Raw genomic sequence first — 13,482 nt, 5'->3', positions numbered from 1 at the left:
GGGACAGCGAAGGCCGCGCGCGGGATGGCCACGGGGCGACCGTCTCGGGCACCCTCGGGTGCGGAGCCGAAGCCGACTGACCGCGCGAGGGCGGAGCCGGATACCGGACCCGCCCTCGCGACGATTCGCGACGGACGTCAGGTGCGGCGCGGGCGCTGCGTCCGCCGCGTCATGAGCACCACGCCGAGGGCGATCAGCCCGAGCGCGCCGAGCGGGACCAGGGGCGAGAGGCCGCCGCCACCCGTCGCGGGGAGCGGGCGCGTGGTCGCCGTGTTCGTCAGCGTCAGCTCAGCGACCTGCGGGTCGCGCGAGACCGACATCGGCAGCAAAGTGCGCCCGTTCTCCTGCGGTGTCAGGATCTCACCGTTGACGGTCCACACCGGCGTTCCCCAGTCCACCCCGGGGATCGACGGGAGCTCGCCTTCGCGGACCTCGAGGATCGTCCCCACTGGGAAGTAGGACGAGTACACCGGTTCGTTCGGCACGAGCTCGATGCGGGGCTGCGGGTCGCCGTCCCACCACCAGTCCAGCGGGAAGGTGGTGCCCGCGGGAAGGGCGGAGGCGCCGGTGCCATCGAGGACCTTCGTGACCGCCCACCGCGTCAGCGCGACCACCGAGTTGGTCACCTCGAGCACGGGCGTCTCTCCCAGGCCGATCTCGACAAAGCTCGCAGGACTCCAGGTCGTCGCACTCCACTCGTAACCCGGGGGCAGCGCGGAGGGGTCGGGCCGGGGCTCGGCGAGGTTGACGATCGTGCCGATCGGGAACGCGATCGGATCGCCCGCCTCGTCGACGGGGCCTGCCGGTGTGCCGTCCGCAGGCAGGACGAAGCGGCCGACGACAGGCATCTGCCCGACCGCGTGCGCGACGTAGTCGACGGTGAAGGAGTCGACGAGGAGCTGGTCCGCATCGATGCCCGAGAGGTCCTTGCTCACCAGGAAGGTGCCGTCGAGGAGCGACGCGTCGTTCGTGAGCGTCGAGTTCACAACCCCTTGGCCGTCCTCGCCGATGACGAGCTCGGCGAGATCGAACCTGGCCTGCCGCCAGGCGATGTGCCGCACCGCGGGCGCAGCCTGTTCGTCGTAGGTCACGACCGTGCCGAATGGGAAGGTCAGCGGCTCGCCGTGCTCGTCGACCGGACCCACCGGCGTGCCGTCGCCGGGCACGCGAAGGGTCCCCTCCTCGGCCTCGCCGGTCGGCAGGATTGCGTACCAGCTCACGGTGAACTCGAGCCCCTCGGGCACGAGTTCCGAGGGAACACCCTCGAACTGCTTGCTGATCGTGAAGGTTCCCTCACGCAGGGCGTTGACCACGTCGATCGTGATGTCGCCGGCCTCCGGCAGCGGGATGTCGACGATCGCGGTCTCGAGCGGAAGGTCGGGGCCTTCGAAGTTCCCGGGTCGGTACTGCGTCGTGACGCCGTCGACGGTGACGTCGATGACCGGGATCTCCCAGTCCGCCGGATCCACCGGCGTGCCGTCGAGGGTCGGCAGCAGCTCGGCGAGCTCGAGCGTGTCGGCACCGGTCTCGACGTCGTCGATGAGCTGCGGCTGGCCGACCGGCAGCGGGATCGTGGTGCGTGTGCCCGCGGGGTCGGTGTTGTAGCTCACGGCGTACCCGAATGCCGGGTCGGCGGCCGCGCCTTGCGCCGACTTCACGATCGTGATCGTGCGCGGCGCCTCGGCCGGCGTCACGGTGTTCGTGAGCACGAGGGCGACCGTGCCGGTCTCCTCGATGACGAACGTGCTGCCCGGATTCCACCCGACGCCGTTCCACTCGTACCCGTCGGGGGGATCGATGCCGTCGAGATCCTCCGTGAGGGTGATGGTCGTCCCGACGGGGAACTGCTGTCCGACGTCGACGACGGTGCCGTCGAAGGGCACGTCGAGTGTCCCGCCGCCGATCTGCTCGCCGCCGAACGTCGCCGTCCACTGCACGGGCACCGTCGCCTGCGACGGCGCGCCCGGCTCGCCCCCCGACAGGTCGTCGATGGACTTCTGGACGCTGAAGGTGCCGGTGGCCCGGCTCGCGGTGTTGGTGACCTCGACGGCGGCCGTGCCGATGCCGATGGTGAGGGGGTTCGGGCTGATGGTCGCGACACCCCACTCCCACCCGGGTACGGTCTCCGGCGAAATCTCCTCGAAGGTCACGACGGTTCCGATGGGGAACTGCGTGCCCGCGGCGACGGGGGTGCCGTCGGCGGCCACCTCGAGGGTGCCTACCGAGTCGTTGCCGTCGGGGTCGACCGCACGGTAGTTGACGGTGAACGTGGTGCCCGCGGGCAGGTCGGCGTCGTCGATCCCCGACAGTTCCTTGTGGATCGCGAAGGTGCCGCTGTCGGCCGCGCAGGGGATCTCGCTCGAGAACAGGAACGAGTGCGCCTCTCCGCCCTGCAGGATGATGTTCTGCCCGATGATCTGACCGTCCAGCGGTGAGGCGTTCACCGTGACCGAGGCATCGGGGGCGTAGATCGAGCCGTCGATGCGAGCCTCCGCCGCGGCCACGGTGACGTCGCCTGTCAGCTGCGACAGGTCCCACACCATGTACGGCGAGAAGTCGCCCTGCGGATCGGCGCGGGCGCCGATCACTTCCGTCGTCCCCGCGGGCACGCGGATGACGAGCGGGTTCGACACGCCCGGCGTCGGGCCGGGGGAGAACTGGATGAGCGCGGTTCCTGCGATGTCGGAGTAGTCGACGACGTTCGGCTGATCGGGGCTCAGCGGAGCGAGCACGACGCGGCTGCCCGCGTTCTCGGCCACCTCGACCGGATAGCCGGCGCCGGCGATCGGATCGGCGATGTCGTCGAAGCAGCTGCTCGCCTCCTCCCACGAGGCGTCGCGATTCGCCTCGACGTAATCGGCGACCGCGGTTGCGGAGGTGTTCGCTGTGTAGATGCTGCCGTTGCCCGTGGCACCTGTCGGGGGCGCGGCATCCGCCGGATAGTCCTGGTGCGTGGCATCGATGAGCGGGGTCTGATCCGGGTTGGCGGCGTTCCGGTTCAGTCGCAGCCAGTCGGCGCGCGTGAATGCCTGCCATCCGCCGTCTCGCTGCACCATCTTGAGATCGCCCCACAACGCGGGGTCGTTCGTGCCGGCGCTCGTGATGGCCAGGATGTCCCTGCTCGAGGCGCTGTACTCGCCCACGAGGAAGCGCGTCGGGTCGCCGTCGACCGTCGGCAGATCGTAGTCGCCGGTGCCGGCCGAGACGTGGATGATCGTGTACTGACCGCTGCTGCCTTGCACGGTGGCCGTGCCGCCGACGGCGATGCTGCCCTCGGTCTCCTGGTTCTGAAGGAGCGCGTCCTCGCGGGCGTAGATCGTGAAGCCGCCTGCGATCGCGAACGGGTTCACCGAGTCGGGGTAGGCGGCGGCCGCCGGCTGGGGGTCGACCGCTCCGGCCACGACGGTTCCGGTGGCCGCGAGCAGTGCCGCAGTGAGGCCGGCGACCCAGCGACGCAGGCGTGGGCGTGGGCGCGGTCGATCGAATCGTGCCATCTGGCGGGTCCCCCTCCGGCCGAGGCGCGTGGTGGCGCGTCCCGGTAGTCCCGTACCTTATCGCCCTCCGTGAACCGGACGATAGCGCACAGGGCTCGCCCTGGACGCCGATCCGTCCCATGATGGGGGCATGGCGACCCTCGACGACGTGCGCGCCATCGCGCTCGGCTTCCCCAGCGTGATCGAGCAGGTGGACGGGCACCGTGGTGGAGCGAGTTGGCGCACGCCCGCGGGGGCCTTCGTGTGGCAGCGCGGTCCGAGTGGCCGCGACCGCGAGCAGCTCGCGACGCTGGGACGGGACTGGCCGCCCGGCGACGTCATCGGCGTGCGGACAGACGGAGAGCAGGTGAAGCAGGCGCTTCTCGAGACCTACCCCGATGTCTTCTTCACGATCCCGCACTTCGACGGGTATCCGGCGGTGCTTGTGCGCCTCGATGCGGTCGACCCGGCGCTGCTGCGCGAGGTCATCACGGACGCCTGGCTCTTGAAGGTCACCAAGCGCGTCGCCGGCGAGTGGCTCGCCTCTCACCCGCCGGCAACCGGATAACGCCGCGCCCCAGGGCATCCTCGATCCCGTTGTGACAGCTGCGGCAGGCCGAGGGCCGTCCCTCCGACATCATGCAGTTCGGATGACGCGCCGAACCCCGGGCAGGGATTGGCTGTAGTCAGCCCGACGACGCAAGGAGACGCCATGAACCCCGATCGGCACGCGCGCACCATGCTTCCCATTCCGGATCGCCGATCTCCGGGCCTCACCACGTACGACGCCAAGGACCCGGCGACCGCCTTCGCGCCGATCGAGCCGCTGCTGCCGCCCGCCGGTGCGCCGAACGTGCTGATCGTGCTCCTCGATGACGTCGGATTCGGCGCATCCAGTGCCTTCGGCGGTCCGTGCGCGACTCCGAACGCCGAGAAGCTCGCCGGGGGAGGGCTGAAGTTCAACCGCTTCCACACGACGGCGCTCTGCGCGCCGACGCGTCAGGCGATGCTGACCGGCCGCAACCACCACTCGGTGGGGATGGGGAGCATCACCGAGACGGCGACTTCAGCGCCCGGCAACAGCTCCCTGCGGCCGAACACCAAGGCACCGCTGGCCATGACCCTGAAGCTCAACGGCTACTCGACGGCGCAGTTCGGCAAGTGCCACGAGGTGCCGGTGTGGCAGTCCTCGCCCCTCGGCCCGTTCGACGCGTGGCCGTCCGGCGGTGGCGGCTTCGAGACGTTCTACGGCTTCATCGGCGGCGAGAACAACCAGTGGGAGCCGGCGCTGTACGAGGGCACGACAGCGGTCGAGCCTCCCGCGACGGCCGAGGAGGGATACCACCTGACGGAAGACCTCGCTGACCACGCCATCAGCTGGATCCGGACCCAGAAGGCTCTCATGCCGGACAAGCCGTTCTTCGTGTACTTCGCGCCGGGTGCCACCCACGCGCCGCACCACGTGCCGGTGGAGTGGGCCGACAAGTACAAGGGCCGATTCGCAGACGGCTGGGACGCTCAGCGAGAGCGCACCTTCGAGCAGCAGAAGGCACTGGGCGTCATCCCAGCGGACGCCGAACTCACGCCACGGCACGACGAGATCCCCGCGTGGGACGAGATGCCTGACGAGCTCAAGCCGGTACTCGAACGCCAGATGGAGGTCTATGCCGGCTTTCTGGAGCACACCGACCATCACGTGGGGCGTGTGATCGACGCCATCGACGACCTCGGCGTGCTCGGGGACACGATCGTCTACTACATCATCGGTGACAACGGCGCCTCGGCCGAGGGCACGATCAACGGCGCCTTCAACGAGATGGCCAATTTCAACGGCATGGCGGCCCTCGAGACGCCGGAGTTCATGCTGTCCAAGATGGACGAGTTCGGCACACCGTACTCGTACAACCACTACGCGGTCGGCTGGGCGTGGGCCATGGACACCCCGTTCCAGTGGACGAAGCAGGTCGCCTCGCACTGGGGTGGCACGCGCAACGGCGCGATCGTGCACTGGCCCAACGGCATCGCCGAGAACGGCGGGCTGCGCTCGCAGTTCACGCATTGCATCGACGTCGCCCCGACCATTCTCGAGGCCGCGGGTCTTCCCGAGCCGACGATGGTCAACGGTGTGCAGCAGTCGCCGATGGAGGGCACGAGCATGCTCTACGCCTTCAACGAGGCGGATGCCGCGGAGCGCCATGACCTGCAGTACTTCGAGATGTTCGGCAACCGCGGGGTCTACCACCGCGGCTGGAGCGCTGTCACGAAGCACCGGACACCCTGGGTGATGACCGGCGGCGCCCTGGTCGCGTTCGACGACGATGTCTGGGAGCTCTACGACGGCAGCGTCGACTACAGCCAGGCCCAGGACCTCTCGGCGCAGCATCCCGAGCGGCTCCACGAGCTTCAGCGGCTGTGGCTCATCGAGGCCGTCAAGTACAACGTGCTGCCCCTGGATGATCGCACCGCCGATCGTCTCAACCCCGACATCGCGGGTCGGCCCACGCTCGTGAAGGGCACCTCGCAGCTGCTCTTCCCTGGGATGGGCAGGCTTTCCGAGAACAGCGTCGTGAGCATCAAGAACAAGTCGTTCACCGTGACCGCCGAACTCGATATCCCGTCGGGGGGCGCGCAGGGTGTGATCATCGCGCAGGGCGGCCGATTCGGCGGATGGACCCTCTTCGTCGACGACGGCGTCCTGAAGTTCGTGTACAACGTGCTGGGGATCCACCACTTCGCCACGACGTCGGGCTCGCGCCTCCCCGAGGGGGCGCACCAGGTGCGCATGGAGTTCGTCTACGACGGCGGTGGGCTGGCGAAGGGGGGAGACGTCACGCTCCGCTGCGATGGGGAGGCCGTCGGCACGGGACGGGTGGAGGCCACGCAGCCGCTGGTGTTCTCGGCCGACGAGACGACCGATGTGGGGTACGAGTCGGGCACCCCCGTCAGCGAGGACTACACGCCGCAGGGCAGTCGGTTCACGGGGAAGATCCACTGGGTGCGGATCGACACCGGTGACGATGATCACGATCACCTCGTCGACGCGAACGAGCGGTTGCGTGTCGCCATGGCGCGTCAGTGACGAGAACGGACCCGACCGCCCGGACCGACGGGATCCGCGGATGCCGCAGGGCGTGGGTCGGCACGGTTCGCATCGGCTCCTCGCGGTCCTGCGCGACGGTCGTCGTGCCGGGCCAGAACCAGAAGAGGTGACCCGCCCCCGCGATACCGCCGTCAGACCTCGCTGAGTCCGCGGTGCCGGCGGAACAGCTTCCAGTCCGCGCGGGAGAGATCGGCGTAGGCGTAGGCCCATTCGAGGATGGCCTCGCCCGCCACACGGCCCCCGCCGGCATACCCCACCACGGCGGCGGAGGCAGGCGACTGGCCGTGCGCTCGGGCCAGCGTCGCCGCGCAGGCGTCGGCGTACCAGAGGAACCCCTTGTCGTCGAGCGCGTCCATGTCGAACCCGCCCTTCTTGTCGCGGAACTGGCGGACGTAGAAGTCGCGCTGCGCGCCGTATGTCGTGCGGCCGACATAGCCGAGGAACGGGTCGGACACCGCCTGGAGGATGCGCTGCATCCCGACCACGCGCCCGCCGTCGCCGAACTGGTCGATGAACCGCGAGACGGACTCCGGCTGCTCGGCCTTGCCGTGCTCGATCAGCACGCTCCGGCCGGCCTCCTTGCCCTGCAGGAGCAGGACGCCGTCGTCGCCGTCCTGCATGGCGATGACGAAGCATCGTGTTCCGACGCTGCCGACTCCCACGACGCGCAGGGCGATGTCCGACAGCCGGTATTTCTGCAACAGCGCTCGGATGTCGATGTTCGCCGTCTGCACGTACTGGTCGAAGACGCGCAGGACGCGCTCCTCCGACTCGGCGTCGATGTGTGTCATCGTCGGCGGAGCCTCGACGAAGACGACCCGTCCCTCGGCGTCGAGCTGCGTCATCTTCTTCGCCGCGCGCGCGCCGGTGCGCTTCTCCGCCTCCTTGATGGCCGAGTCGATGGCCGCGCGCGTCTCGTCGTCGACGGCGCGCTCGGCGGCCAGGGCGTCGAAGCGGTCGTAGTAGCGCTTGAGCGGGCTGCGCTTGGCGCCCGCGCCGATCGAGCGCGCGTAGACGCGCACCGCATCGAGAGACGCCTCGCGGATCACCGAGTCGGCGCGCCCTGTCGACTGCCCGGCGATGACGATGCTGGCGACCAGTCGTTTGACGTCCCACTCCCACGGCGCCCACGCCGACTCGTCGAAGTCGTTGAGATCGAAGACCAGCGTCCGCTGAGGTGACGCGTAGAGCCCGAAATTCGACACGTGCGCGTCGCCGCACGACCCGACGCTCACGCCGCTGCTCGGCGAGCGGGCGAGGTCGGCGGCCATGAGGGCGGCGGTGCCGCGGTAGAACGCGAAGGCGCTCGCCGCCATGCGTTCGGTGCGCAGCGGAACGAGCTCGGGGACCCGGTCGGCGTCCTGCGCGTCCAGGATGCCCATCGGATCGCGGTCGTTCGTCGGCAGCTCGGCGAGCGCCTCGCGCGGATTCTGCTCCCGCGCTCTGCGGCCCTCCGCCACATGGTCCGCATAGGACGGCAGAGGAGCCCAGGTGCGCCCGATCGGTGACTCGGCGGTCGTTGACATGTGCTCAGTGTGGCACTGCGGCGAACCGCCGTCATCAGGTGAAAAGGATGAAGCCGCGTCGCGCGGAGGGGGACGGATGCCGCGGCATCCGCACCCGGTAGTTTCGGCGTGTGAGCACCTCTCTGTCGCGACGTCCCGTCTGGCTGCTGCCCACGCTCGCCGGCTACCGGTCGGCGTGGCTCGGCCGCGACGTGCTGGCGGGCCTGTCGGCCGGCGCGGTGGTCGTGCCGCAGGCGATGGCGTACGCGACGATCGCGAATCTGCCCGTACAGGTGGGTCTCTACACCTGCATCGTGCCGATGCTCGTGTACGCGGTGCTCGGCGGCAGCCGTGCGATGAGCGTCTCGACCACATCGACCATCGCGACGCTGACGGCGACCACCATGGTGTCGGTCGGTGTCGCCGCCGGCTCCGACGACGCGATCGGCTCGCTCATGATGCTGACGCTGCTGGTCGGCGTGATCCTCCTGGTCGCCCGGGTGTTCTCGCTCGGATCGCTCGTCGAGAACATCAGCGGCGCGACGGCCCTGGGCGTGCAGATCGGCGTGGGCGCCACGGTCGCCGTCGGGCAGCTCCCCAAGCTCCTGGGCGAGACCGCGAACGCGTCGGGCGAGGGCTTCTTCGGCACGATCATCGCGGCAGTCGAGGCGCTGGACAGCGCCGACCCGGCGACGGTGGTGCTCTCGGCGGGATCGATCCTCGTGCTCGCGGTGCTCAAGGTCTTCGCCCCGCGGGTGCCCGGCGCGCTCATCGTCGTAGTCGCCGGCATCCTGCTGGTCGCGTTCACTCCGCTCGGGGAGTCCGGCGTCGAGCTGATCGCCCCGGTGCCGTCGGGTCTGCCCGTGCCGGGCCTGCCCGACCCTGCCCATCTCGCGGCCCTGATCCCCGGCGCCCTCGCCATCGCCGTGATGGCCCTCTTGGAATCCGCGGCGGTGGCCCGCGGCATCCGTCTGGCGACCGAGCCGCAGATCGACAGCAATCAAGAGCTGCTCGCCACCGGTGCGGCGAACTTCGCCGGCGCATTCTTCACCACTCTGCCTGCCGCCGGCGGCTTCTCGCAGAGCGCCGTCAACCAGGGCGCCGGTGCGAAGACGCAGGTCGCCGGTCTGGTCACCGTGGTGCTCGCGGTGCTCGTGGCCCTGTTCCTCGGCCCGGTCCTCAGTCTGCTCCCGCAGGCGACCCTCGCCGCGATGGTGTTCGTCGCCGTCATCGCGCTCATCGACATCCGAAAGCTCGTCCGCTGGGCAGCCATCAGCCGGCGCGACTTCGGCATCGCCCTCACCGTCGCGATCGTCGGACTCACGGCGGGACTGCTGGCGGCGGTCGCCGTGGGAGTCGTGCTCACGCTGATCCTGGTGCTGCGCGAGGTGAACACGCCCAAGCTCGACATCGGCGAGCGGCGGGGCGGCGCCCTCGCGATCCATCTCGGCCGAGGGCTGTACACCGCGAACGCCCTTCCGAACGAGCGGGCGATCATCGCTGTCGCGACGAGTCAGGAGGACCCCCTCACGGCGGTCGTCCTCGATGTCGAGCGTCTGGATATGGTGACCATCACGGTGCTGGACGCGCTCGCCGATCTCGATCGCGAGCTCCAGCAGCACGACATCGCGCTGCACCTGGCGCGCCTGCCGGAGCCGGCGGCTCGGATCGCGCGCCGCACCGACTGGTTCCAGGCGCTCGATGCCGCCGGACGCGTGCACCCGAGCGTCGAGAGCGCGCTGGCCGCGGCATCCGTCCCGTACTGAACGGCATGCGGCCCCGCATGCGAGGTGGCGGGCGCGGCGTCCCCTAGCCTGGCCTCGTGAAGCGCGATGCGTCCCCGCCCCCCGCCCCGGCCCTGTCGCCGGGGCTCCGCGTCCTCGTCGTGCTCGCGACGACGGTGGTGGTGCTGGCCGGCGTGTACTTCGCCCGCAGCCTCATCGGTCCCCTGGCTCTGGCGATCGTGCTCGTCGTCATCTGCGAGCCGGTGCGCCGCCCGCTCGAACGCCGCGGCTGGCCCCGGTGGACGGGCACGACGGCGGTCATCGTCGTCGCCTACCTCATCCTCGTCGTGATGGGGGTGCTGCTGTGGGTCGCCGGTGTGCAGTTCGCGCGCCTGGTCGCCGACTATCTCGACCAGCTGCGCGGAAGCGTCGACGGCTTCCTGGCATGGCTGCAGTCCGCCGGGCTCGATCAGGAGGCGACGGATGCCGCGGCCGCCGTGCTCGATCCTTCGGCCATCGTCCGACTCGTGTCGAGCCTCGGCGGCACCGTGCTCGCCGTGCTCACGGCGCTCTTCTTCGTCGTGTCGTACATCATCTTCATGGCCGCCGACGCCGCCCGGTATCGCGACGCCGAGCGCGTGTTCGGCGCTCCGCGGCGCCCCGCGCTGGCCCGAATCGGACGCCTGAACACCGGCATCCGTCGCTATTACGTCGTGAACGCCTCGTTCGGTGCGGTCGTGGCGATCATCGACGGTCTCGCGCTGTGGGCGCTCGGCGTGCCGGCGCCGATCGTGTGGGCCGTGCTCGCCTTCGTCACGAACTTCGTGCCGAACATCGGCTTCGTGCTCGGACTCATCCCGCCCGCCGTGCTGGCGTTCGTGGTGGGCGGCTGGCCGATGCTGCTCGCGGTGATCGCGATCTACTGCGTCGTCAACGTCGTGCTCCAGGTGCTCGTGCAGCCGAAGTTCGTCAGCGACGCCGTCGACCTCAGCCTCACACTGAGCTTCTTCTCGGTCATCTTCTGGACGTTCGTGATCGGACCGCTCGGCGCGATCCTGTCGATCCCGCTGACGCTCTTCGTCCGCGCGCTCGTGCTGGAGGGCGACCCGGGGTCGCTCTGGCTGCGCTGGCTGTCGGGTGACCGCACCGCGACGCCCGCCTCCGCGGCGCGCGACCCGCTGACGCCTTCCTGATCCAACGCCCGACACCGTCCGCACCGCATCACTCACGGAGGCAGCAATGACCCAGACCTCGCTCGATCTGCCTTCGCCCGACGGGCAGGCCTCAGCGCCTACGCACGCCCGGCACCGCGTCCTCGACCGGTTCAGCGAGCGCTCCCTCGAGTCGCTCGCCCTCGGCACGGGTGCGGGCTCGTTCGTCATCGTGGCGCTCGCCGCCCTGGTCGCGTTCGGGTTTCAGGCGGCGCCCATCTCGGGCCCCGGCTCGGTGGGGCAGTTCGCGGCGATCGCCGCGGGCTTCGTCGCGTTCCTCGCGGTGATCGGAGGCCGCATCCTCGTCCACCGGCAGGGCGTGCACCGGCGGCTGAAGCCCCTCGACTATGTGGATGTCGCGGCGCTGGCCTTCGCCCACGCCGTCATCGCGCTCCTCGGCTGGACGCTGCTGGCCGTGATCCTCGAGGACGCGTTCATCGGCGCCGAGGTCTTCCCGCTGGCGGTGCTCATCCTCGCGGGCGCCACCTCGGCGATGACGGCCTATCTCGCCTTCTACTCCGCGACCCACATGGATCTGCAGCTTCTCGCGGTCGTGCTCGCGGTCTTCCTCGTCTTCGGGGTTCTCGCCAGCATGCTGACCGCGAGCGACCCGGACTGGTGGAAAGACAACCTGAGCGCTCTCGGGATGTCGTCCAACGTGTCGGCGTTCGCGTTCAACATCACCATCATCGTCGCCGGCTTCCTCGTGACCACGCTGGCGCGCTACTCCACCCGGGGCATCCCGACCGACAACCCGAAGGGCGTCGGCCGCGTGCGTGTCGCGCTCATCGTGGTCGGCGTGTTCCTGGGCATGGTCGGGCTGTTCCCCGTCGACCGCTTCTTCGCCCTCCACACAAGCGTCGCCTCGGGGATGGTGGTCGCCTTCGGCGTGCTGGTCATCGGCCTCCGGCACTGGATCACCGGGATGCCGCGCCCCTTCGTCGTCCTCGGCTGGCTGTTCCTCGCAATAACCCTCGTGCTCGCGGTGTTCTTCGGCGTCGGGTACTACACGCTCACGGCGGTGGAGCTCGTCGCCGGGATCCTCGTCTTCACCTGGATCGTGCTGTTCATCCGCAACGCCGCCGCACTCGAGCAGGATTCGCGCCGGGAGACGTCGGCGAGGTCAGCGGGCTGAGCCGACGCGCGCCCACGGAAGCGGCGCCTCCGGGTGCTCGCGGGCGAGATCGGCGGGAGTGATCAGCATCTCTCGCGCCCACGTGACCACGAGCCAGGCGGGCAGCACGATGATGCACAGCATCGGCAGCACCGTCACGTCGCCGACCATCGCGACGGCGACGAAGAGCGCCACCCAGCCGTCGCGGGCGATCGCCAGCACCAGGCCGAGCACTCCGCAGGCGACCGCCAGCGACAGCGGCAAGCCGGGCAGCAGCGCGGCACCGAGGAGACCGGCCGCGACCCCGAGGAACACCGCCGGGAAGATCCGCCCTCCGCGGAAGCCCGCTGATGCCGCGACCACGAGTGCCGCCATCTTGACGAGCAGGATCACGGCGAGCTGTCCCGGCGAGTACGCCTCTGGATCGGCCAGGAGCTCCTCGCTCTGCTCGAGGCCCTTGAACAGGGTGATCGGCCCGCCGATCATGCCGAGCAGCCCCAGCACCACTCCGCCGAGGGCGATGTAGAGCAGCGGATGCCGCAGCGCGTGGAATGTGCGATGCACGAGCGGGAACAGGTAGATGCCGATGAGCGCGAAGGCCGCTGCCGCGCAGGCCACGATCGCACCGAGGAGCAGGTCGAAGGCCTGCGGGGTCCCGTAGGGCGGAAGTGGCGCGGTCGCGCCGAACCCGCCGCCGAGGAGGAACGTCGTCACCGAGCCGGCCCCGGCCGCCACGAGCGGGAGGAACAGCTTGTCCCACAGCGATCCGCCCATCTTGAACTCGCCGACCATGCCGGTGAAGACGAGCGCCGCCGCGACCGGCGTGCCGAACAGGGCGCCGACCGTCGCCGAGATCGCGAGCGCGCCCACGAGCTGCGGCGGCACCGCCTTGGCGATGCGCGCGACCAGCGCGATGGCGAGCGAGACGTTGACCGCGATGATCGGGTTCTCGGGACCGAGACTCACGCCACCGGCGAGGCTGAGCACGACGACCACGAAGAGGCCCGGCAGCACCCACAACGGCAGCGGGGCCGCGGCGAGCTCCGTGGTCGCCGAGTCAGGGCCGGCATGGCCGGGCACGAGCCAGACCACGAGTCCGACGGCGATGCCGGTCGCGGTCAGCACGGTGAAGATCCACCACGGCGAGTCCGGCGCGATGCCCAGCGCCTGCGGCGTGGTCGTCCACAGCACCCCGTCGAGCTGACCCGCGATCAGATCGAGCAGTCGGAGCGTCAGAGCTGACAGCACGCCGATGAGGATGGCGGGGATCGACAGCAGCACCAGTCGGCGGACGGTGAGCTGAGGACCCGGGGGAGTGGCCGGTGCGGGCGAGGCGGCTGTGGGGCCGGACATGG

Annotated in this window: 8 protein-coding genes; 5 read left to right on the top strand and 3 right to left on the bottom strand. The window is 70.0% G+C overall.

The window, feature by feature from the left end:
* Nucleotides 1–137: 137 nt before the first annotated feature.
* The gene (locus NCG93_RS12180) at nt 138–3,494 is read right to left on the bottom strand and encodes a DUF5979 domain-containing protein (protein WP_194412368.1); all 3,357 of its coding nucleotides are present in this window, start codon (nt 3,492–3,494) and stop codon (nt 138–140) included.
* 130 nt (nt 3,495–3,624) lie between these two features.
* On the opposite strand from NCG93_RS12180, the gene NCG93_RS12175 reads away from it, so the two are divergent.
* Both NCG93_RS12175 and NCG93_RS12170 read left to right on the top strand, forming a co-directional pair.
* On the top strand, nt 3,625–4,041 hold the full coding sequence (locus tag NCG93_RS12175; protein WP_194412369.1) for an MmcQ/YjbR family DNA-binding protein: 417 nt from the start codon (nt 3,625–3,627) through the stop codon (nt 4,039–4,041).
* A gap of 144 nt (nt 4,042–4,185) precedes the next feature.
* On the top strand, nt 4,186–6,552 hold the full coding sequence (locus NCG93_RS12170; protein WP_194412370.1) for an arylsulfatase: 2,367 nt from the start codon (nt 4,186–4,188) through the stop codon (nt 6,550–6,552).
* 152 nt (nt 6,553–6,704) lie between these two features.
* Here the strand turns inward: NCG93_RS12170 and NCG93_RS12165 are convergent, their stop codons facing one another.
* Nucleotides 6,705–8,099 (bottom strand): DUF2252 domain-containing protein, encoded by a 1,395-nt coding sequence (locus NCG93_RS12165; RefSeq protein ID WP_194412371.1) that lies wholly within the window; start codon nt 8,097–8,099, stop codon nt 6,705–6,707.
* A gap of 110 nt (nt 8,100–8,209) precedes the next feature.
* Here NCG93_RS12165 and NCG93_RS12160 point away from each other — a divergent pair, with 110 nt between their 5' ends.
* The 3 genes from NCG93_RS12160 to NCG93_RS12150 are packed head-to-tail and all read left to right on the top strand — an operon-like array spanning nt 8,210 to nt 12,148.
* Nucleotides 8,210–9,844: a SulP family inorganic anion transporter gene (locus tag NCG93_RS12160; protein WP_194412372.1), complete on the top strand. Its 1,635-nt coding sequence runs from the start codon at nt 8,210–8,212 to the stop codon at nt 9,842–9,844.
* A 56-nt stretch (nt 9,845–9,900) separates the two neighbouring features.
* Nucleotides 9,901–10,995, top strand: coding sequence for an AI-2E family transporter (locus tag NCG93_RS12155; protein ID WP_194412373.1), 1,095 nt, complete (start codon nt 9,901–9,903; stop codon nt 10,993–10,995).
* 46 nt (nt 10,996–11,041) lie between these two features.
* Nucleotides 11,042–12,148, top strand: a complete 1,107-nt coding sequence (locus NCG93_RS12150; protein WP_194412374.1) for a DUF998 domain-containing protein — start codon at nt 11,042–11,044, stop codon at nt 12,146–12,148.
* On the opposite strand, the gene NCG93_RS12145 is transcribed toward NCG93_RS12150, so the two are convergent.
* Nucleotides 12,137–13,480, bottom strand: coding sequence for an ion channel protein (locus NCG93_RS12145; protein ID WP_194412375.1), 1,344 nt, complete (start codon nt 13,478–13,480; stop codon nt 12,137–12,139). The two genes, NCG93_RS12150 and NCG93_RS12145, sit on opposite strands and share 12 nt — an antisense overlap.
* Nucleotides 13,481–13,482 lie beyond the last annotated feature (2 nt).

Source organism: Microbacterium yannicii (genome assembly GCF_024055635.1).
In the GTDB taxonomy this organism is placed as follows: Bacteria; Actinomycetota; Actinomycetes; order Actinomycetales; family Microbacteriaceae; genus Microbacterium; species Microbacterium yannicii.
This window is presented reverse-complemented; position numbering and strand designations above follow the sequence as displayed.